Origin of the sequence: Chryseobacterium jejuense (assembly GCF_017877355.1) — a bacterium.
Lineage (GTDB): Bacteria > Bacteroidota > Bacteroidia > Flavobacteriales > Weeksellaceae > Chryseobacterium > Chryseobacterium jejuense_A.
Genome location: NZ_JAGIPR010000002.1, coordinates 448,408 through 469,556, shown reverse-complemented (window position 1 = coordinate 469,556; position 21,149 = coordinate 448,408). Strand labels below are relative to the sequence as shown.

The following is a 21,149-nucleotide window of genomic DNA, read 5'->3' as shown; positions in this document are numbered from 1 at the left end:
ATTATATAATTTTTAAAAATAATTTTCTTTTGATTGAGAAAAGCTAATATTCCGATCAAAAGTCATTCAATAGTACAGCTATATAAAAAAATACTTCGGCTCGGGGCGGCAAAGCCGCCCCGAGCCGAAGATTATATTTCATTGGTCTTATTCAACTCAAAAATTAAGAGATCACTCCCAATTCTTTTCCTACCTTTTCAAAAGCAGCAATGGCTTTATCAAGGTGCTCTTTCGTGTGAGCAGCAGATAACTGAACTCTGATTCTTGCTTTTCCTTTCGGTACTACCGGATAGAAGAATCCGATTACATAGATTCCTTCATCCATTAGCTTTTCTGCCATTTTCTGAGAAAGTGGTGCATCGTAAAGCATTACCGGAACAATTGCAGCATCACCATCAGGAATATCAAAACCTTTGGCTTTCATTTCTGTTCTGAAATATTCTGCATTTTCCATTACTTTATCACGAAGAGAAGTATTATCAGAAATCATGTCCAACACCTTCAAAGCAGCACCTACAATTCCTGGCGCTAATGAATTCGAGAATAAGTAAGGACGAGAACGTTGTCTCAACATATCAATGATCTCCTTTTTACCGGAAGTAAATCCTCCTAGAGCACCTCCTAAAGCTTTTCCTAACGTAGAAGTAATAATATCTACTCTACCCATTACTTCATTAGCCTCATGAGTTCCTCTTCCTGTTTTTCCGATAAACCCGGTTGCGTGAGAATCATCAACCATTACCAAAGCGTCATATTTATCAGCAAGGTCACAAACTCCTTTAAGGTCTGCTACAATTCCGTCCATAGAGAAAACTCCATCTGTTACGATAATTTTGAAACGGTGTTTCTTTTCTGAAGCAGCAATCAACTGTGCTTCAAGATCAGCCATATTATTGTTTTTATAACGGTATCTTGCTGCTTTACAAAGACGCACTCCATCAATGATAGAAGCATGGTTCAATTCATCTGAAATAATAGCATCTTCTTCAGTAAATAATGGTTCGAAAACACCTCCATTCGCATCAAAAGCAGCTGCATAAAGAATAGTATCTTCAAGTCCTAAGAAATCAGCAATCTTTTTCTCTAATTCTTTGTGAATGTCCTGTGTTCCACAGATGAAACGTACAGATGACATCCCATAACCATGAGACTGAATCATGTCCTGAGAAGCTTTCATAACCTCCGGATTGTTAGATAATCCAAGATAATTATTGGCACAAAAGTTCAAAAGCTTCTTTCCGTTCGCTTCAATTTCTGCACTTTGTTGAGAAGTGATGATTCTTTCTCTTTTGTAAAGTCCGTCGTTCTCAATATTTTGAAGTTCGTTCTGTAAATGTTGTAGGTATTTTTCAGAAATCATTTTTAGTAATTTTTTAGATGTGCTAATTTACTAAAAAGGCAGTAAAATAAAACCTTTTATAGGCTTAATTCTAAAATTTGATCTTAAGTTTATTTTTTAACATTATTAGTCCACTAATTCAGTAGGATAATATTTATATTTGTTTAAAATTTCTGAATATGCAATTGATTCCGGTAAAGAAAACAAAGAAACTTGTTCCAAGAAACTTTATAACTCATCATATGAAATCTCAGATCCCTGTCATTATAGAAGATTTTGTAGATCCTGAAAGCCCAGCTTTCAAAAAATGGAATTATGAGTATTTCAAGGAAATAGCAGGAGATCAACAAGTAGATATATATGGCAGCGAAATGGATTCTATGGACAGAGTGGCGAGCCAGCCCATTGCACAGACTACTTTCTCCGATTATCTTGATCTGATAGACTCCACTCCTACTGAACATCGTTTGTTCTTATTTAATCTGTTGAGCATAAAGCCCGAACTTAAAAATGATATTATCTATAATGATGTTACCAATGGCAAAATATTAAAATGGTTACCCTTTATGTTTTTCGGTGGTGAAGGGTCTGCTACCCGAAATCATATTGATATTGACATGTCCCATGTTTTCATCACTCAATTTGAAGGAATTAAACGGATCTGGCTGTTTCCATGGGAACAATCTGATCTGATGTATAAATTACCCTATAATTTTCACAGCTTACCTAATATAAAAACGCCAGATTACAGACAATATCCAGGCTTACTTTATTTAAATGGCTATGAGGCTGTCCTTCATCCCGGTGAAACGCTTTACATACCCTCCGGATGGTGGCATTACATCCAATATGAAACCGGCGGATATTCTGTATCTGTCAGGGCTTTGCCATCAAGTTTTCTTGAAAAATGGCGTGGTTTTAAGAACCTGGTTATTACAAGAAATTTTGATAATATCATGCGGAATATGTTTAAGGAAAAATGGTTCAGATACAAGGTAAAAGCGGCTAAGAGAAGAGGTACAAAAGCTTTCAAAAAACATAAAAGCTTTCTGATCTGAAAGCTTTTATATCTATCGTATATTTAATGTTTGGAGACTATATACAATTTTACACCACTGTCATTGACTACGTCGAATCTTCGATTTCTGACGAAGGAAGAATCTCATAATATGGCTTAGATTCTTCATTTCACTTCGTTACATTCAGAATGACAGAATCATAATAATAAGATAACCGTATTAGTGTAAAACTGTATATAATTACCTAATGTTTAATAAACTTAATATGTTTTTCGTTTATACTAACAATATAGGCTCCGGGAATCAGTTCCCCGATCTGTATAGCCTTTCCCGGTTTGAATACTGACTTCCTTATCAGTTTACCATCAATCCCATGAATTGAATAGACTGTCTCTCTATTAATGCCTCTAAGATAAAGTTCATTTTTGGCAGGATTAGGATATAGGCCAAAGTCATCCATGTCTACAGAAGAAACACTTAAAGTATTATCCTGAACAACAGTAGAATTTTTTTCTACCATCTGGTATTCATAATTAAACTGAACATCAGCAACGGGAAACGATATATTTTCAGTAAAATATTGGTTATTGGAAGTATTATCAAGCACTACATAAGTAATCTGCCCACCTGTTCCGGTTACTTTTACAGGCAGAGGCATTTCGAAAAAGCTTACCGTAGAACTGCTTTGGGTCTGAGAAACTTTAAATGCCAGCTGGTTTCCTGTTTGTTTCCATTTTATCGCATAAGTAGGATATCCTTCCCCATAGATCCAGTCATTAAAAAATTCTGTGAAATCTTTTCCGGTTGATTGAAGTAAAGAAGCTTTAAAATCGGCTGTATTTACATAATTATAAGCCAGCGCCGGTCTTTCATGATAATCTTTCAGTGCTTGATAAAAGGTATTGTCACCTAAAATCCACTTTAACATTCTTAAGGCATAACCTCCTTTAGTATAGGTTAGCCTGCTGTCAAAAATTCGGTTTATATTATTAAGCTGTGTATCTGGAACATAGACTGCGCCTCCTGGATTATTGGTAATATAATCAATCCGGCCTTTCAGATAATTCATAAACTCATCATGGGTCATAATCAGTTTTTCATTGGCAACATACTCTCCAAAATGGGCAAAGCCTTCATTCAGCCATATGTCATTCCATTTTCCACAGGTTACTTTATCGCCAAACCATTGGTGGGCAAGCTCATGGGCAATAAGGTATTTAGGCCAGCCAATCATAGAAGACATTGTCTGATGCTCCATTCCGCCGCCATTAATATATTCCATATGTCCATATTTTTCATTGCGGAAAGGATAAGGACCAAAATAGGTTTCAAAAACATCCATAATCTGTTTTGTCCATTCAATATTGGACATCAATTCCGGATTTCCGACTGTTGCCGGATAAATATAATTGACAAACGGAAATGGTGGATTTCCTATAGTACTGTTCAGCTTAGCAAAATTTGTGATAGACAAAGCAATGAGATAGGCAGCCGTAGGATACATTGTTCTCCAAAAGGTCAGCTTCTTCCCGGTAGCTGTTGTAATAATTTCCGACATCAGTTTTCCATTGGCCGCTACACTATACTGTTGTGGAGTGGTAATTTTAAAATCAAATTTTTCAATTTTATCATTCAAGCTTTGCTTGGTAGGAAACCAGTCTTGTGCACCGTAAGGCTCATTTAAAGTGGAGAAAACAGGTATTGAATTAGAGCCCTGATTTCCAACCTTGACCGTATTGTTTGCCGGAGCACCGGAATAATGAATCGTTAATGAGTCCAAAACATTGGCTGATAGAGAAGCAGGAAAATCTATTTTGATCTCCTGGGTAGAAAGCTGCTGAAACGGAATGTTGTTTCCATGGTATTGCACCTGGGAAACCGTCAGAAGATTGGTAAAATCAAAATAAATGTTTCCCATACTCTGATTAGGTTTGAAATGCGAAGTCACAGATCCGGAAATATAGTAAACAGCAGGGTCAATATTTAAATCCATCCTCTGATATTGCAGATCATAATTCAGAGTATTGGGGTTTATGTTGCCAGCGCCCATTTTTTGGGTGAAAGATTTCGTTTCCTTTTCAGTGAATCCTTTCATCTCAATATGATGATCCTGTTTTTGGCCATAAACCTGCTGAGTGATTAAAAAACTCAGCATCAGAAGATAGAATTTTCTCATATGTAGGAGTATTGTAGTATTCAAATATAAAAAAAACCTCTTAATCATTGATTAAAAGGTTTTTATAATAAACTTGTTTAAGTTTTTATTTTCTCAATAAACAAAATACAACAACTCTAAATTGCTGATTTTATGGTAGCTTTTCCCTAAAAAAAGCTTAAATAGGAATTTACTTTTTCAATATTTTTTGAGTATAGGTACCTTTATTCGTTGTAATATTTAAAATATAATTCCCTATCGGTAAAAAATCTAAGTTAACTTTATTATTTTGAATATTCTTAACATCAATAACTTGTGATGTTCCAGCCATACTTACCACTTGTAAATTCACAATTTTCTCATTGTTTTTCAATTCAATGTTTACGTATTGTTTTACAGGATTAGGATAAATTAATACTGTAGTATTATTAACCTCCTTTATACCAAGTGATGATGAAGTTCTCACATATTTTACATTACCATACTTTGAACTACTTAAACCTAATCTAGTTCTATACGTACCAATATAAGTATTATCGTCAACTAGTCTTACCTCCCTTAGATAGAAACCATCACTTTTTCGATAATAGAAAGTTCCAGCATTAAAAGTATTATCTATTGTACCATTATTTAATAAACGGAATATCAATCCTATTCTAGAAATAAGATCACCTCCAAAAAATAAAACCCTACCAGCACTATCAGTTGAAACACCATTAATACCATCTTGTTGAATTGCAAGGTTTAACTCCATCTGAGGAACTGAAAATGTGCTATCTAACTGACCATTAGAAAAAAATCTGTTAATCCCATTCGAACCAGAGGAAGTAAAATAAAAATACAAATTGCTTGTACCATTATCCACAATAAATTCACCACTTCGAGTATCAGTATAGACCCCTTGAATACCAAAAGTAGTATCCAAAGTACCTGTAGAAATATCGTATTTCTTTACAGTGCTACCGCTAGTGGTATAAATTATATTTTGATCTGTAATAATAAATTTATTAGCAAGAGGAATTTGGAAAGTAGGATCAACGATTCCGCTAATTTTATCAAATTTTTTAATAATGTTTCCATTATTAAAAAAAATAAAGTTACCATTATACCCTGCAAGTTTATCAATTTGCAATGAAAGAATACCATTATTACCAAAACTAGTGTCTAAATTTCCTGATGAATTAAATTTCTCAACAAAATTGTTTTTAATAAAAAAAATATTACTATCCGTAACTAAATAATCTGCCCTGTAATCATTAAATGTATTACTTAAAGAACTCGTCAAAACACCATTAACTCCAAAGTTTGTATCATAGTCTCCATTAGGTGTTATTTTTTTGAGCTTTCTTGGATAAGTCGGAGACTCGAGATGGTATACATTTGCCTGCTTATCTATTTGAAAAGCGTCAAAATCAGATAACAAAGCTGTTGTATAATTTGTTTGTACTCCTACAATATTTTGTGATTTTACAAATATAGAAACAAACATTGATAGTAATAATAGTCTATACATCATGATTTTAGTTTTTTTATAATCTTGAAGATTAATAAATTATTGAATCCTTTCTAAAGGTCAAGAGCCGGCTCAAGAATTTTTTCCATTCTTTTCTTCACCATATCTACCGATCCTGAATAGTTATTCACCATCAGCGAAAAAACTAAGGTTTTACCGGAATTTGTTTTCAGATAACCGGCTAATGTTTTCACTTTATTTAAAGTTCCTGTTTTCGCGAAAACCTGTCCGTTTCCGGTTCCTATGAACATTCTTTTCAGTGTTCCGGACTGTCCGCCGATAGGTAAAGATGTTAAATAAGATCTGTAATATTTTTCATCCATTAAGGAAGTTAAAAACTTCACCTGAGAAATGGGAGTCACATTATTGCTTCTTGAAAGTCCGCTTCCATCCATATAAGTAAGTCCCAACATATCAAAACCGGCATCTTTTAAGTGATCTGTCACTACTACTCTTCCGGATTCTGAAGTCTGATCTCCCAATTTCTGGAATCCAACTGTTCTTAATAAAGCCTCTGCCAAAGAATTGTCACTATGCTGATTGGTATAATACACAATATCACCCAGCGTAGGAGATTTGTAAGCAGAGATCGTTTTTCTGTTTTCCGGAGCCGGATCTGTCATTTTTGCGAATACTTTTCCGGTAACAGGAATTCCGCTTTTTACCAGGGTAGTTCTGAAAGAATTGGCCAGGTAAGCCGGTGCATCCGGAAGTTTTGTTGTTAAACCCCCATCGCCGTCATACTTTTCAGCATATACCATCTGATGAGCATATGGTGAAACGTAGAAAAACTTCTTTTCTGTAGAGAAACCGGATTTCTTTACGATCAGTTTTTCATTAGCCGGATTAATTGCGCGGGTAGTTCCTGCAGGCAGATAGTAATTATTATTTTCCAACCATACAACATTTTCCGGAAGCATTGCAATATTGCCTTTGAAAAGCGCTGTCTGAATGATAATATCACCATTTACCTTTCTGATTCCCTCACGTGAAAGCCCACCTATGAAATCTGAAATAATGTCTCTGTAAGATCCTGCTCCTGCTTTATTTGTTCCCAGGGATGGATCTCCACTTCCTACTATATAAAGGTTTCCGTTTAATGTTCCGTTTTCATCTACAGTTCCTGCATACTCTAACTGAGTAAGCCAACGGTAGTTCTCCCCTAACAGGTTTAATGCTGTTTCTGTAGTCAGCAACTTTGTAGTGGAAGCCGGAACCAACGGAGAGCTTTCATTATAAGAAGAGATCACCTTCTTTGTTTTCGGATCATACACCACGAATCCCCAGTTTGCATTTTTCAGCACAGGATCCGCCATCATTGTGTTTACATTAATGTCTACAAGTTCTTTAGCCGACAATACGCTTCTCTCCACCATCGAACTTACGGGCGACGGAAGGTTTAAGCTGTTTTTCTGATTGTCGTAATTCTGAGAGTAAAGAACAGTAGAAACGGTAGATTGAGCCAGGAAAAGACCGGAAGCCAACACCGCTGCACTTGAAATATATTTTCTGAAATTTACCATCTATCCTTTTTTTGTTCTATAGTTTGAGCCTGTAGAAAATGATAAGTTAAATCATTCAATAAAAAAGCCAAACACTTAATCAACGATCAAAAGTAGAAATTATTGTTATATAACGGACCACAGACGTCTTATAAAAGACTGTAAAGTTTGTTAAAAATTGTTAAAAATCAACAAAAACATCTTTTTTAATGCTTTGATAAGCAGTAATTTCATCAAATTCTTTCAAACTTATCAATACCATGCTTTTAAACTTCTCATAGTTTTTCCCGCGTGGTAATTTTAGTAAAATCTGGAACTGATATAAATTATTCAATCTGGCAATCTGAGCTCTTTCCGGACCTAAAATGCATTCTTCAGGAAGATATTTTCTCAGGATTGAACCTAGAAACTGAGAGGCACGGTCTACCTTATCATCTCTTCTGTGTTTCAGTTCAATCATAATCAGCTTGGTAAATGGCGGATAATGGAATTTCTGCCGTTCGGTAAGGATATATTTATAGATCTTCGCCGGATTATTCATTTTAATCAACTGAAAAACAGAATGATCGGGATTATAGGTCTGGATCAGGATTTTACCCTTTCCTGAAGCTCTTCCCGCTCTTCCGGCAACCTGTGTAATCAACTGATAAGCACGTTCTTCAGCTCTGAAATCCTGTACATATAATAAGGAATCTGCTTTAGGAATGGCTACCAATTCTATATGGTCAAAATCAAGCCCTTTGGAAATCATCTGGGTTCCTACTACAATATCGGTTTCCCCATCTTCAATCTTTTCATACAGTTTTTCGTAAGCGAATTTCTTGCGCATAGAATCTACATCCATTCTGTCCACCTCATTCTCCGGAAACAGCTTAGAAACTTCCTCATGAATCTGTTCTACTCCTACTCCTCTTTCATTCAGGTTTTCGGAATTACACTTAGGACAGGTTCTTGGTTTTGAAGCTCTTTGACCGCAGTAATGGCATTTCATTTCATTGGCCGCCTTGTGATAGGTCATTACCACATCACAATTGGAACAGTAATTCACATAACCGCAGGTTTCACACTCTATAACATTGGCATAACCTCGTCTGTTGTGAAGAACAATAGCCTGATTCTTTTCATCAATGGTATGCTTGATGGCCTCAATAAGTCTTGAGGAAAAATTCCCGGACACATTCTTAGATTCCTGAGCTTCTTTGAAATTAATCAGCTCATATTCAGGAAGATTTACATTTCCAAATCTTTCATTCAGGAAAATGTATTTCATTTTATCTTTTCTGGCTCTGTAATAACTTTCAACAGAAGGTGTTGCAGAGCCCAGGATAACTCCGGCATTATATAAACCACCCAAAACCAGAGCGGCATCTTTAGCATTAAAATAAGGCGAGACTTCTCTTGGCTTATACGCGGAATCATGTTCTTCATCTACCACAATCAAACCTAAATTCTGATAGGGTAAAAACAGGGCATTTCTGGTTCCTACAAGGATACGGATATCATTTTGCTTTATTCTTCTCCATACTTCTACCCGTTCAAAATCAGTCAGTTTCTGATGATAAAAACCTAATTGCCTGCCATATTTCTTTTCCAGTCTTTGGGTAATTTGCTTGGTCAATGATATTTCAGGAAGCAAAAACAGAACATTCTTCCCTTCTCTGATGCATTCTTCAATCTTTTCTAAATAAATATGGGTTTTCCCGGACGATGTTACCCCGTGAAGCAATACATTTTTTCCTTCTTCAAAAGCTTCATCTATCTCGGATTTTGCGGTTTTCTGTTCTTCAGAAAGTTCTTCGATCTCTTCAATTTCTCCTTCGTAACTTTCAATCCTGTCTTTCTGCATATAATATTCCTCAACAAGACCTTTCTCTGCCAGTGCCTTGAAATGAGAACTTCCAAAGTAACCGTCTTCAAACAGCTCTGCTTTTTTTATATTAAGATCAGGTTTTTCAGTCTGCTTCTCCAGAATAAGAAGGAATAGATCTTTTTGCTTAGGGGCTTTATTTAATTTTAAAAGAATTTCTGTAAGGTTCTGATTGTTCAAAACATCACCATTAATTCTTACATAAGCTACTTCTTTAGCCTTATATTTCTCTGCAATTTTCTCATCAATCTCAATATACTGAAGATCAATCAGTGAATTGATGGTTTTGATAATTTCCTTCTTTGGAATAAAGGCTTCAATGTCTGTTAGATTAACAAGTTGCCTCACTTCCAATGCCTGAATAAGATACATTTCGTTGACATCCAGATTTTCAAAGTCAACAACTACACCAGGTTTTAATTTTAAATAGGTTTCACTCTCCAGCTTTAATGAAGATGGAAAAGCCAACCTGTAAATTTCTCCGAGATTACAAAGATAATAATCGGAAAGCCAGTTCCAGAAAAGGATCTGTTCTTCAGGAAGTATTGGCTTTTCATCCAAAATACTGATAATATCCTTCGTCACAAAGTTATCCGGAGCATTATCATGAAGTTCAAAAATGATTCCCGTATAGATCTTTTTCCCGCCAAATGGTACCAGAACCCGCATTCCCAATTGAATTTCAGAAATCAGTTCTTCCGGAACCTTATAGGTAAAGGATCCTTTTAAATTCAGCGGTAAAACAATTTGAGCGTATGTCAAGGGAAATATTTAAGGTGTAAAATTAAATGTTTCCAGAGAGAACTGCAAAATTATATCTCATTTCATTTTTGTTCTTTCTCAACCTTGGATTGCTTTATATTTTTTCATTAATTAGTGAAAAAAATAATTCCATGAAAAAACTAGTAGTACTATCATCATTTTTATTCATGATTGCATCATGTCATAATGAAGGGTCAGAAGATGTTTCTTTAGAAAAGCATTCCGATCTGACATTATCAAAAATTGCAAAAAAAACAACTTCAAATAATACAATCATAACTTTAAATATGGATCCTATAACTCCTGTTTGTTATAATTCTTTACTGGATAACAGGAATGTCCAATTACATATTTCTCAGCCTGCTCCATATGATATTCAATTTAAGTTGACTTTGCAACAAAAAAACCAAAATGGCAATTATTTATCCGTACCTAATCCCTGGGCAATTGTTATCATTCCTAAAGGGGAAACATGGGCTACATTAGATACTGCTTGTCAGCTGGAAAGTTTTGTTCCTTGCGGAAAATTTACTGAAATAAAAACAGGAAACTTTAGACTAAAGATTACCAGTGCAACCTATTTCTTAGGCCCAGGAGAAACACTTAATTACGAATTCAACAATGGGGTGAATACTTATGATTTCACTCATAAAGTCTCATGTGTAGGCGGAGGTTGGAATCCTGACGACCCTAAATAAAATAAACATACTGAGGTGGACATTTTTGTTCACCTTTATTTATCAAAAAAGAAGCTGGGTTATTTCATACCAAAAAGCAGAGGTAAAAAATCCAACAATGATGCTGACTCCAATGATCAGATTGGTTAGTTTTGTATTGAGCCTGAACTGCTCTGCAATGATACTTGAAGTCACTAAAGTAGGCATGGCCGCTTCAAATACAGTAATTTTTGCGACATCTCCTTTTATCCCTAACAATAAAGCCATTCCTAACACGATGGCCGGAGCTAAAATCAGTTTATACAGCATAGAAGCTGACATTTGAGGAATCAGTTTTTTCCAACCATTGAACTTCAATTGTAAACCTACCGAAAATAAAGCTAATGGGCTTACTGTAGCAGCTAATTTATCAAAAAGCGGTTCTGCAAAGGTTAAATCGAAGAATTGAGACAATACCAGGGCAGAAATACAACCAATTAATGGTGGAAATGTAATTAATCGCTTAAAAATAAACGCGGCACTCACTTTTCCAGATTTGCTGCCTCCTTTCACTGCGGCAATAATTCCTAATGTTGAAAGGGCAAAAAACATGGTTTGATCACATATAATCGCAATACTCAGAAGACTTTCACCATAGAACGCACTAATCAAAGGAAACCCTATAAAAGAGGTATTACTGTACCCGCTTGCTAATTCGAGCGTACTTCTTGAACGCCTTGAATATCCGCGGCTTTTACTGTAAAACATCACGTAAAAGAAGCAGAATACAGAGATTAAAAAAGTAGCGACAATCGGAAAAAGCATCTCTGTTGTCCATTGTACTTTGGGCAGATATTTAAATGAAACTGCCGGTAGAGCAAGATAAAGAATCCAGGTATTGATCCCCTTGTGGGCATCCGGGTGGATAGATTTTGTTGCTTTGAATACCATTCCTGCAATAATACATACTGCAATCAGAACAAAATTTACCATAACTGTAAAAGAATAATGTAGGACAAATTTACGGCTGATTTTTGAGTTGGGAATGGAAAAATGTCATTTTTTAGGTCTTACTTAGGATTTATCTGTTCCACAAGCCTATGAGACATGATGATTTTCTCTCGCAGGTTATTGGGGATTAAGCAGATTTCAGTCTCTGTATATTTTAATCTTTTATCCTGTTCTTAATATCTACTTCTGCTCCAAGAATTCTGATGATTTCTATTTCATCCAAACTTCTTATCCTATAAAAAATGATATGCTTCTTAGAAAGAAAGCCTTGAATATCACTTCCAATTTCACTGTAAACCTTTCCCACCCTCAGGTTTTCTGAAAGCATCTGACAGCAATAGATTAACTCGGCATAATATTTATCTGCCTGCTTTTCTGACCAAAATTCATATGTATATTCATAAATTTCAGCAAGATCTTCAATGGCTTTATGGGTAAAAAAATAAGTACCCATTTATTTTTTGATTTTAGACTTTAGAGATTCAAGATGCTTTTCAGGATTAAAGTCTGTTGCAATTCCACTGTCAATTCCTTCCTGAATTGCATTTTTAAGAAGCTGAATTTTATTTTCCTCTTCTTCCAGCAGTCTTAATCCGGCACGAATAACTTCACTCGCGTTCTTATACCTACCTTCTGAGACTTTATGATCTACAAAATCTTCAAAATAATCTCCCAAAGAAACGGATGTATTACGTCCCATAGTATTCTGATTTTAAATTCAACACATCAAAGTTACCAATTTTTGGTAATTCAAAATAATGTTTTTTAAAAAATATCAAACAAGCTCATCACCTCAACTTTCTCCAAAGATCTGGAAAGAGTAATCCTTTTTGAGGTTCCCGGCAACAGATCAAAAAAGTTATCACTGAAATGGGCATCTCCGATAAGATATACGTCTTTTGCTAAAACATCTGTTGAAACTTCAATTTCTGTTGGTGATATTTTTTTAATGGTAATATTGGGTTTTGATAGTTTTAAATCCTTAGGCTTTACCGGAAAGAAATGCTTCTCGAATTTCGCATCTTCAGTGTCTGAGCTTATTTTTAAAACCGCTTTAGACAAATCAAATTTTGCCCAATCTGCTTTGTTGATACTGAAAATTTTCTCACTTACATCAGCCTTTAGATCCTTGGTGATATTGGATTTCCATAACTGCTTTCCTTCAACATCCATGAGTTCAAATTTCACGTCAACTTTTATTTCTTTCAATACATCGCTAATCAGATAGATTTCATAGGCTTTATTGCTTTCTGCAACTGAAATTAACACTGATTCAAAACTTCTTTTTGCCTGATAGTGAAATGCTTTCCAATTTCCTAAATAATCAATGGACGACCATGAAACCACCGGCCAGCAATCATTAAGCTGCCAATATAATGTTCCCATATTATAAGGTTTTGCCCTACGATGGGCTTCTATTGCAATCTGCATTCCTCTAGCTTGTAATAATTGAGAAACATAATTATATTTCACAAAACCCGTTGGGATTTTATAGTCCCGTTCCATATATTTATTGATGATCTCCCAGCCTCTTGCATGTTTTTCATGAGCTTTAATGGTTGGATTTTGTAAGTCCAGATCTGAAACTCCTGAGAACATTGATTTTGTTGTTGCTAACGTTGGCATTCCCTGGAATCCATATTCAGACATAAACCGGCCTGTTTTTTCATTATAAATTTCAAAAGGTTGTTCTCCCCACCAAACTCCCCAATAGTGAGAGTCTCCTTCTGTTAAGCTTTCTTTATGTCCCCATCCTATTGACGGAGAGCTTGGCCAGTACAGGTTTCTATCCGGTGTAAGGCTTTGCTTCATCACATTAGGAATAACTTCATGAAACAGCTTTTTATAATCTTTCCATACCTGTATAGAATCTTCTTTTGAATATTTAAATTGCTTTTGATATCCCCAATTGACAATCGCTTCATCAATTTCATTATTCCCGCACCATAATGCAATGGATGGATGATTCTGAAGTCTGTTGACCTGATCTTTTACTTCTTCTTTCACATTATCCAGAAACTCATTATCTGCAGGATAAAAACTTCCAGCGAACATAAAATCCTGCCAAACCAGAATTCCGTTTTCATCACAGGCTTTATAGAATTCTTCATCTTCATAGATTCCGCCCCCCCAAATCCGGATCATGTTCATATTAGCTTCCTTAGCAGCTTTAACCAGTTTCTGATATTTTTCTTTTGTGATTCTTGGAGAGAAGCTGTCTGCAGGGATCCAGTTGGTTCCTTTGATGTATAAAGGATTTCCATTGACTTTGAAATAAAAAGATTTTCCTTTTTCATCTTTCTCCTGAATAAGTTCAATATCTCTCAACCCATAAGTCACGTTGATATCACGAATAATTCTTCCCCCTTTTTTATATAAGGTAATCTTTGTTGTATATACATCAGGCTTTCCTCTTCCGTTAGGCTGCCATCTCTTCGGATCCTTAATTTTATAAGGTAGGATAATGGTATTTAAACCTTTATTGAGATGGAATTTATGCATTCCTCTGTTTAAGTTGAACCACGTAAAATATTCTCCTTCTTCTTCAGCAAAAATGTTCATATTAAATGACACTTCAGCCTGAGTATCGGAGAGAGACTTCTGCTGAACCTGAATATTTTTAACCTTTGCATTTCCCCAGAACTCCAGCTTTACCTCTTTCCAGATTCCTGCTGTTACCAATCTGGGTCCCCAATCCCAGCCAAACTGATATTGGGCTTTTCTCACAAAACTTCGTGGCGATTCAGGCATGGTAAACGGGACTTTTTTTGCCAGTTCTTTTCCTTCATTAACAGCAGATTTAAACTTTATCTGTAGAAGATTTGTCCCTTGTTTCAAATATTCTTTCACCGGAATTTCCCACTTCCTGAACATATTATCTGTTTTTCTCAGGAGTGTTCCGTTAAGATAAATCTCTGTAAATGTATCCAGTCCGTTAAAAACAAGGTCAATATTATCATAATCAAACTCCTTGAGTGAAATCTCAAAGTTAGTCTGATAATCCCAATCTTCATTTTCTACCCATTGAACTTTCTTCTCATTTTCATCCTTGAATGGGTCTGGAATAAGTTTATTAGCCATAAGATCCTGATGAACTGTTCCGGGGATCTTTGCCGGAAGCCAGTTTTTATCTTTTGAATTTTTGAATTTCCAGTTTTCAGAAGAGAGACTTCTCTCAGAATATTGGGCAAAAAGAATATTCTGAATCATAAGAAAGGCAAAAAGTAAAGTTTTATGCATCAATAATTTTGTTTACAATTCTGTGAATTCCATATTTAATGAGTTCACTATTAAAATTAATAAGAAGTCCAAGTTTTATATGGGTCTGCTTTAAATAAGTCAAAACCTGTGCATGGAAAATAGGATGTAATTCTAATACAGATTTAACCTCTACAATCACTTTATCTTCTACAATAAGATCAATTTTATATGCATTTTCTATTGCAATCTCTTTGTATTGTAATGGTAAAACGACTTGTTGTTTTACATTGAGATTTAGTGTTCTTAATTCATAAGCCAAAGCTGTTTCATATGCACTTTCTAATAATCCAACGCCTAAGTTTTTATGAACTTCTATGGCTGCTCCTATTATTTTGTAAGATAATTCATTTTCTGTCATTTGTGTGTTTATTTTTTTAACGCAAAGTTTTTATTTTGAGTACGCTTTAATTTTAAGGGAGCTAAGAGAGAATCGATTTGCAATCGATTGTGATGAAGCGAACGTTATCCATCTGTTTATTCTGTGGCTTTGCCGCCTTACTTTGCTTCCTTAAAATATAAAAGTCTATTACATAAAACTTTGCGTTTAGAGTAATAATTATTTATTTCTTCAAAGACAATGAACTTTTACAACTATATATTATTCTGTAAAACAATTCGTTTTCTGTCATTTGTGTGTTTATTTTTTTTAACGCAAAGTTTTTATTTTGAGTACACTTTAATTTTAAGGGAGCTAAGAGGAAATCGATTTGCAATCGATTGTGATGAAGCGAACGTTATCCATCTATTTATTCAGCGGCTTTGCCTCCTTACTTTGCTTCCTTAAAATATAACAGTCTATTACATAAAACTTTGCGTTTAGAGTAATAATTATTTATTTCTTCAAAGACAATGAACTTTTACAACTATATATTATTCTGTAAAACAATTCGTTTTCGGTCATTTGTGTGTATTTTTTTAACGCAAAGTTTTTATTTTGAGTATGCTTTAATTTTAAGGGAGCTAAGAGGAAATCGATTTGCAATCGATTATGATGAAGCGAACGTTATTCATCTGCTTATTCAGTGGCTTTGCCGCCATACTTTGCTTCCTTAAAATATAAAAGTCTATAACATAAAACTTTGCGTTTAAATTAAAAAATTAATTAGTTTTGTCATTCCGAGGAACATGGAACCTCTACAATGTTTTAAGATTCTTCATTCTGCGTTTGAACTACGTTCGTAGACCTTCAGTCTATATTCAGAATGACAAATGAAGTATATAATAATTATTTGTTCTTCAAAGCGACCACCTCATCAGGGTTTGCAAAGGAACTGCCATCTGTAATTGCTGAAGAGTGAAAGTAACCAGCTTTTGTAGCTTCTCTTACATCTTCAATATTTGAGGAACGGAGGCCTCCCCCCACAAGAATTTCAATTCTTCCATTAGAAACGGCAACTAATTTTTTCAGGTTTTCTTTTCCTTCTGATACATTAGGCTTCTGACCTGATGTGAGAATGGTTGTAAAACCACACTCAATTACTTGTTCTAAAGACTCTTCAAGACCTTTTGCTCTGTCGAAGGCACGGTGGAATGTACATGGAAGTGGTGAAGCCAATTCAACCAATGCTTTATTTTGCTCCATATTCACCTCATCATTTTCATCCAGAATACCGAATACAAAACCATCGACATTCAATGATTTCAAAGCGGCTATATCTTTCTTCATCTGCTCAAATTCAGCATCCGAATAGGTAAAATCACCACCTCTCGGACGGATCATGACAAAGATTGGAATGTGTATCTTTTCTCTTAAGTCTTTTGTAGATTTAAAATCAGGAGTTGTTCCCCCTTCGCTTAATCCTGCACATAATTCTATTCTGTCAGCTCCATTTTCAAAAGCAATCATTGCTGATTCTGGATTAAAGCATGCTATTTCTATTTTTGACATTATCTTTCTATCTTTTAATTAAATTCAGGAACATCCTGTAATACATCAGCAATTAAAAAAGATCCGTTTTCTTTAATTACTTTTACTTTTATCGGATATACAGCTTTCGGATCTTTATCAGTAAGAACAACATCAAACAGATAGCTGTTTTCATTCTCTGAGATCAACTGACATTTTGTTACTTCTATTTTAGACCAGTCCTGGCCTGCAATTAAGAATCCAACTCCAATACCTGCTTTTTTAATATCAAATTTTCCTTTCCATTTATCTTTGAATTCCTGTTCAGTAAGACTTCCATCTACATCCATATCAACACCCATGGCATCTCCCTTATAATCGTAATAATCCTTGGTGGTTATTTTCTGCATATTCTTATCCAGATTACCAAGATCTGATTTAAAGTAGTCTTCGATACTTTTTTCCAGCCATTTTTTCGCTTCTTCTGACTCATTTATCTGAGGCGTAGTTTCCTGGACTACATTTTCTTTCACTTCGGGTTTCGGTTGGGTAACTAATGCTTCTTTCTTTTCTTCTTTACATCCTATTATTAAAAACAGGGAAGCGATAATCGTTCTTTTCATATTCTATATTATCGGTTTATCTTTTGTCTAAATTTATTGGTTTACACAAATGCGCAAGTGATTTTGTTTTTCATACTGTCTTTAGTCACAAATGAGTTTATCCTTTTACTTGTGGCTATAACACTTGTATATTATTTCACGGCAAATTCAGGTGTTTCGAGGCGGTTTCCTTTCTGATCGTATACGGCAAAGTTAAATCCGTCCTGAATACAGTAAGCTCCATACTCTCCTTTTTTATTGATCGCAATAAAACCTACCTGAATATCTTTCAGATTTTTATTTCTTCTCTGATTGATCTTTACAATTCTATCTACAGCTTCTTTGCAGGCCTGTTGCGGAGTTCTTCCCTGTCTCATTAATTCTACCACAAGATGAGTTCCTACAGTTCTTATTACTTCTTCACCGTGCCCAGTTGCTGTAGCTGCTCCTACTTCATTATCTACAAATAAACCAGCTCCGATAATGGGAGAATCTCCTACTCTTCCATGCATTTTAAAAGCCATTCCACTGGTAGTGCAGGCTCCGGAAAGATTTCCGTTTGCATCCAGGGCAATCATTCCTATGGTATCGTGATTTTCAATATTGGCAATGGGTTTATATTTACTTGTTTTCAGCCATTCTTTCCACTCTTTTTCGGATTCTTCAGTGAGAAGATTTTCTTTTTTGAAACCTTGTGAAAGAGCAAATTGTAATGCTCCGTCTCCTACCAGCATGACATGAGGTGTTTTTTCCATCACAGCTCTGGCTACAGAAATAGGATTTTTAATGTTTTCAAGACAGGCCACTGAACCTATATTGTAGTTATCATCCATAATACAGGCGTCTAATGTTACCCTGCCATCTCTGTCAGGACGACCACCATAACCTACGCTTCTCTCTTTGGGATCCAGCTCTACCAATCGAACTCCTTTTTCAACGGCATCCAGCGCTTTTCCTCCTTTTCCAAGGATCGTCCAGGCTTCTTCATTGGCTTTTATCCCGAAATTCCAGGTTGAGAGAACGATGGGCTTATTGGTAACGGTATTGTTTTCAGGCAATTCTTTCGCCATCAGATCCAATGGATTTACAGCCAGTGCTGCAGTTGCGATTCCCAGTTTTTTGATAAAATTTCTTCGGTTATTGTTCATTGTATATCAAAATTATAGTGATAACAAATCTAAAAAAAACTTCTTTGAAATCCTTAAGATGAGGCAACGAATATCTATATCTGATTTTTGATTATCTTTACTGACGTAATGGACCTATTTAAGACTTTCAGGAATATTGTTTTCTTTCAGGAATTATCTGATGAGGAAATTAATGTTTTGATCAACATTAGTACACCAAAACTTCTTCAAAAAAAACAAAAACTGGTAGAGCCAGGACAGTCTTTTAGTCAACTTTTTATCCTTTCCAACGGATTACTGAGATTTTTCTTTGATGATGAAAACGGCATTGAAACCAATCTGTTTTTACCCTCGGAAAAGGAAGCTGTTATTATGGCAAGTCCGGAATCCTACGCTGAGGAAAGTGAGAGAAAATATACGATAGAAGCTGTTATAGAAACTCAAATCTTTTTATTCGACAAAAATGAATTTGAAGAAGCTGCATTTAAGCACAGAGGTATTTACAATATGTACCTGAGATCTTTAAAACAGGTTATCAATATATTAAAGGTACGTACTGAACAGTTTTGCTCTACTTCTCCTCATTCCAGATATGAAGAGTTTCTGCAAAACCGTCCCTTTACTTCTCAAAATGCCAACAGAAAGTATATTGCCAATTTTCTGGGCATTACTCCCAATTCTCTCTCAAGGATGACTGCAAGGGTTCATAAAAAAAGGAACGACAGAAAAAAATAACTTAGGAATACTTTTTCTCATTTTATTCGATCTATTTTTGCTTACTCAAAATACTGTTACCCAATTTATTAAAAGCAAAAAATGAGAAAAATATCATTGACGACAATTTATCATATTGAATCCTCTTTAATCTTCATTAAGATATAAGCTAACTGACTGGCATTTACAGTCCGGTTACCCCCTTGTTTTACCTTTAAATATTACCTTATACCAATATATTATGCAAAGAATATCCTTACTTCTCTGCCTGTTACTCTCATGCAATTTTGTTCAGGCATCAACAGGCGGAATAGAAGACAATATAGCTGATGGTGCATCCTGGCTCATTTTACTTGTTTTACCTTTGGCCGGGATCTACCTTTTCTGGAAAGTTCACATTTATCCGGAAAAAGTAGCCGAAAAAAAGAATCATCCTCAGCTCAACGCCATAAAAAGCATGTGCCTCCTCTCTCTTATTTTTGGAGGCCTTTTATGGCCGGTTGCTTTAATCTGGGCGAATTATGATTATGGCAATCAAAATCAACCCAAAAATGCCCCTGACACTCTTAAAGAACAGGAAGAAGAACTTAACACAATTGAAAATTAATCAACATGCTAGAATTACTCGTTGCCATATATGCCGGAATCTGCTGGCTGCTTATCAAAAAATTTAAACTGATTCCCTGGACATTTACCACACAGGTTGTGGTGTACTCTCTTCCTATTTTTGGATCTATAGCTTTAATATTAAGCCTTAATTACTATTGTCCTATTACTTCTGATGTAAAGGTAGGAAACAGAAGTGTGGATATCACTACACAGGTTTTGGGGAAAGTTAAAAAAGTATATATAAAGACCAATCAGGAAGTTAAAAAAGGAGATACATTATTTGTTCTGGACAGAGAACCTTATGTACAGGAAATTAAATCTCTGGAAGCAAAACTCAGTAATATGAAAGCTACTGTACACTCTTACAACACGGATATTTCTGCATCCAGAAAAAATATTGCAGGTTTACAGTCACAACTTGATCTGGCTAACAAAAGAGTGAGTCAATATAAAGAATTAGTAGAAGCAGGGGCTGCCAACAAGTTTGATCTGGAACAGGCGATGACGAATGTTCAGGATTTACAATCCCGTATCAGTGCTGCGCAGGCTCAGCAACAATCTCTTGAAACAAAGTCTAATGCTTCTTATAATGGAGAAAACTCTTCTGTATCTGAAATTCAGGCTAAACTGGATCAGGCTAAATGGAACTTATCTCAAACTGTTGTTTTAGCACCTACCGATGGGATTATTCCCAATGTTCAGCTTAATGAAGGGGCTATTATGGCTCCGTTTAAATCTGCTTTTGTTCTGATTCAGAAACAGCAGTCTGTCATCGGATTCTTTGCCCAAAACGAACTTGAGGCTGTAAAGAATGGTGATGAAGTAGAACTTGCTCTTAAAACAGAACCGGGAAAGGTTGTTAAGGCTAAACTTGAATATGTTATTGACGCTACCAGCCAGGGTATTATGAACAATGCCGGAGGAATGCTTGGTGGAAATGGATCTACAGCAGGACTTCCTGATACCGCCAGACAATTACCGGAAACGGATGGAAAGATGATTGCCAAGTTTGTTCTGGAAGATAACCAAAAACAACTGACAGTTGGAGCCAGAGGAACAGCGGTTATTTATTCGGATCATATTAAACCTCTACATCTTATCCGTAAAGTAATGGTACGAATCAGCAGCAAAATTAACTTCCTTATTCCTAAACTTCATTAATATGT

Annotated in this window: 18 protein-coding genes; 5 read left to right on the top strand and 13 right to left on the bottom strand. The window is 35.3% G+C overall.

The genetic code is table 11. The features are described from left to right. Nucleotides 1-163: 163 nt before the first annotated feature. On the bottom strand, nt 164-1,360 hold the full coding sequence (gene kbl / locus J2772_RS05835) for a glycine C-acetyltransferase (RefSeq protein ID WP_209914309.1): 1,197 nt from the start codon (nt 1,358-1,360) through the stop codon (nt 164-166). Nucleotides 1,361-1,518: 158 nt separating this feature from the next. Here kbl and J2772_RS05830 point away from each other — a divergent pair, with 158 nt between their 5' ends. Further along, nucleotides 1,519-2,397 (top strand): cupin-like domain-containing protein, encoded by an 879-nt coding sequence (locus J2772_RS05830; protein WP_209914305.1) that lies wholly within the window; start codon nt 1,519-1,521, stop codon nt 2,395-2,397. Between the two features lie 205 nt (nt 2,398-2,602). On the opposite strand, the gene J2772_RS05825 is transcribed toward J2772_RS05830, so the two are convergent. The 4 genes from J2772_RS05825 to priA all read right to left on the bottom strand — a co-directional run bounded on the left by J2772_RS05825 (nt 2,603) and on the right by priA (nt 10,157). Beyond that, complete coding sequence (locus J2772_RS05825) at nt 2,603-4,534, bottom strand: M1 family aminopeptidase (protein ID WP_209914302.1); 1,932 nt, start codon at nt 4,532-4,534, stop codon at nt 2,603-2,605. A 169-nt stretch (nt 4,535-4,703) separates the two neighbouring features. Further along, nucleotides 4,704-6,029 carry a T9SS type A sorting domain-containing protein gene (locus J2772_RS05820; RefSeq protein ID WP_209914297.1) on the bottom strand — a complete coding sequence of 442 codons (1,326 nt, stop codon included), beginning with the start codon at nt 6,027-6,029 and terminating at the stop codon, nt 4,704-4,706. A 50-nt stretch (nt 6,030-6,079) separates the two neighbouring features. Further along, nucleotides 6,080-7,549, bottom strand: a complete 1,470-nt coding sequence (dacB, locus tag J2772_RS05815; protein ID WP_209914295.1) for a D-alanyl-D-alanine carboxypeptidase/D-alanyl-D-alanine-endopeptidase — start codon at nt 7,547-7,549, stop codon at nt 6,080-6,082. A gap of 160 nt (nt 7,550-7,709) precedes the next feature. Beyond that, on the bottom strand, nt 7,710-10,157 hold the full coding sequence (gene priA, locus J2772_RS05810) for a primosomal protein N' (protein ID WP_209914293.1): 2,448 nt from the start codon (nt 10,155-10,157) through the stop codon (nt 7,710-7,712). Nucleotides 10,158-10,288: 131 nt separating this feature from the next. Between priA and J2772_RS05805 the strand changes: the two genes are divergently transcribed. Beyond that, nucleotides 10,289-10,855, top strand: a complete 567-nt coding sequence (locus J2772_RS05805; RefSeq protein WP_209914288.1) for a hypothetical protein — start codon at nt 10,289-10,291, stop codon at nt 10,853-10,855. A gap of 42 nt (nt 10,856-10,897) precedes the next feature. Here J2772_RS05805 and J2772_RS05800 read toward each other — a convergent pair whose 3' ends face one another. From J2772_RS05800 to J2772_RS05765, 8 genes are all read right to left on the bottom strand, one after another. Beyond that, nucleotides 10,898-11,806, bottom strand: coding sequence for an AEC family transporter (locus tag J2772_RS05800; RefSeq protein ID WP_209914285.1), 909 nt, complete (start codon nt 11,804-11,806; stop codon nt 10,898-10,900). A 172-nt stretch (nt 11,807-11,978) separates the two neighbouring features. After that, the gene (locus J2772_RS05795) at nt 11,979-12,278 is read right to left on the bottom strand and encodes a type II toxin-antitoxin system RelE/ParE family toxin (RefSeq protein ID WP_209914282.1); all 300 of its coding nucleotides are present in this window, start codon (nt 12,276-12,278) and stop codon (nt 11,979-11,981) included. Further along, nucleotides 12,279-12,524, bottom strand: a complete 246-nt coding sequence (locus J2772_RS05790) for a type II toxin-antitoxin system ParD family antitoxin (protein WP_209914279.1) — start codon at nt 12,522-12,524, stop codon at nt 12,279-12,281. Between the two features lie 65 nt (nt 12,525-12,589). Then, entirely contained in the window at nt 12,590-15,064 is a 2,475-nt protein-coding gene (locus J2772_RS05785) for a beta-mannosidase (RefSeq protein WP_209914277.1), read from the bottom strand. After that, nucleotides 15,057-15,443 (bottom strand): GxxExxY protein, encoded by a 387-nt coding sequence (locus J2772_RS05780; protein WP_209914273.1) that lies wholly within the window; start codon nt 15,441-15,443, stop codon nt 15,057-15,059. The genes J2772_RS05785 and J2772_RS05780 overlap by 8 nt, the downstream gene beginning before the upstream one ends. A gap of 867 nt (nt 15,444-16,310) precedes the next feature. Beyond that, the gene (locus J2772_RS05775; protein WP_209914270.1) at nt 16,311-16,973 is read right to left on the bottom strand and encodes a copper homeostasis protein CutC; all 663 of its coding nucleotides are present in this window, start codon (nt 16,971-16,973) and stop codon (nt 16,311-16,313) included. A 14-nt stretch (nt 16,974-16,987) separates the two neighbouring features. Further along, entirely contained in the window at nt 16,988-17,554 is a 567-nt protein-coding gene (locus J2772_RS05770) for a hypothetical protein (RefSeq protein WP_209914267.1), read from the bottom strand. 131 nt (nt 17,555-17,685) lie between these two features. Beyond that, nucleotides 17,686-18,681, bottom strand: coding sequence for an isoaspartyl peptidase/L-asparaginase family protein (locus J2772_RS05765; protein WP_209914264.1), 996 nt, complete (start codon nt 18,679-18,681; stop codon nt 17,686-17,688). Between the two features lie 108 nt (nt 18,682-18,789). On the opposite strand from J2772_RS05765, the gene J2772_RS05760 reads away from it, so the two are divergent. From J2772_RS05760 to J2772_RS05750, 3 genes are all read left to right on the top strand, one after another. Further along, complete coding sequence (locus J2772_RS05760) at nt 18,790-19,395, top strand: Crp/Fnr family transcriptional regulator (RefSeq protein WP_209914262.1); 606 nt, start codon at nt 18,790-18,792, stop codon at nt 19,393-19,395. Between the two features lie 220 nt (nt 19,396-19,615). Then, on the top strand, nt 19,616-19,981 hold the full coding sequence (locus J2772_RS05755; protein ID WP_209914259.1) for a DUF3302 domain-containing protein: 366 nt from the start codon (nt 19,616-19,618) through the stop codon (nt 19,979-19,981). Nucleotides 19,982-19,986: 5 nt separating this feature from the next. Further along, nucleotides 19,987-21,144 (top strand): HlyD family secretion protein, encoded by a 1,158-nt coding sequence (locus J2772_RS05750; protein ID WP_209914256.1) that lies wholly within the window; start codon nt 19,987-19,989, stop codon nt 21,142-21,144. The last annotated feature ends 5 nt before the right edge of the window (nt 21,145-21,149 follow it).

Bases quoted from the DNA above. Each gene is read 5' to 3' on its own strand.
- kbl (WP_209914309.1), bottom strand. From the start codon at position 1,360: ATGATTTCTGAAAAATACCTACAACATTTACAGAACGAACTTCAAAAT.
- J2772_RS05830 (WP_209914305.1), top strand. From the start codon at position 1,519: ATGCAATTGATTCCGGTAAAGAAAACAAAGAAACTTGTTCCAAGAAAC.
- J2772_RS05825 (WP_209914302.1), bottom strand. From the start codon at position 4,534: ATGAGAAAATTCTATCTTCTGATGCTGAGTTTTTTAATCACTCAGCAG.
- J2772_RS05820 (WP_209914297.1), bottom strand. From the start codon at position 6,029: ATGATGTATAGACTATTATTACTATCAATGTTTGTTTCTATATTTGTA.
- dacB (WP_209914295.1), bottom strand. From the start codon at position 7,549: ATGGTAAATTTCAGAAAATATATTTCAAGTGCAGCGGTGTTGGCTTCC.
- J2772_RS05805 (WP_209914288.1), top strand. From the start codon at position 10,289: ATGAAAAAACTAGTAGTACTATCATCATTTTTATTCATGATTGCATCA.
- J2772_RS05800 (WP_209914285.1), bottom strand. From the start codon at position 11,806: ATGGTAAATTTTGTTCTGATTGCAGTATGTATTATTGCAGGAATGGTA.
- J2772_RS05795 (WP_209914282.1), bottom strand. From the start codon at position 12,278: ATGGGTACTTATTTTTTTACCCATAAAGCCATTGAAGATCTTGCTGAA.
- J2772_RS05790 (WP_209914279.1), bottom strand. From the start codon at position 12,524: ATGGGACGTAATACATCCGTTTCTTTGGGAGATTATTTTGAAGATTTT.
- J2772_RS05785 (WP_209914277.1), bottom strand. From the start codon at position 15,064: ATGCATAAAACTTTACTTTTTGCCTTTCTTATGATTCAGAATATTCTT.
- J2772_RS05780 (WP_209914273.1), bottom strand. From the start codon at position 15,443: ATGACAGAAAATGAATTATCTTACAAAATAATAGGAGCAGCCATAGAA.
- J2772_RS05775 (WP_209914270.1), bottom strand. From the start codon at position 16,973: ATGTCAAAAATAGAAATAGCATGCTTTAATCCAGAATCAGCAATGATT.
- J2772_RS05770 (WP_209914267.1), bottom strand. From the start codon at position 17,554: ATGAAAAGAACGATTATCGCTTCCCTGTTTTTAATAATAGGATGTAAA.
- J2772_RS05765 (WP_209914264.1), bottom strand. From the start codon at position 18,681: ATGAACAATAACCGAAGAAATTTTATCAAAAAACTGGGAATCGCAACT.
- J2772_RS05760 (WP_209914262.1), top strand. From the start codon at position 18,790: ATGGACCTATTTAAGACTTTCAGGAATATTGTTTTCTTTCAGGAATTA.
- J2772_RS05755 (WP_209914259.1), top strand. From the start codon at position 19,616: ATGCAAAGAATATCCTTACTTCTCTGCCTGTTACTCTCATGCAATTTT.
- J2772_RS05750 (WP_209914256.1), top strand. From the start codon at position 19,987: ATGCTAGAATTACTCGTTGCCATATATGCCGGAATCTGCTGGCTGCTT.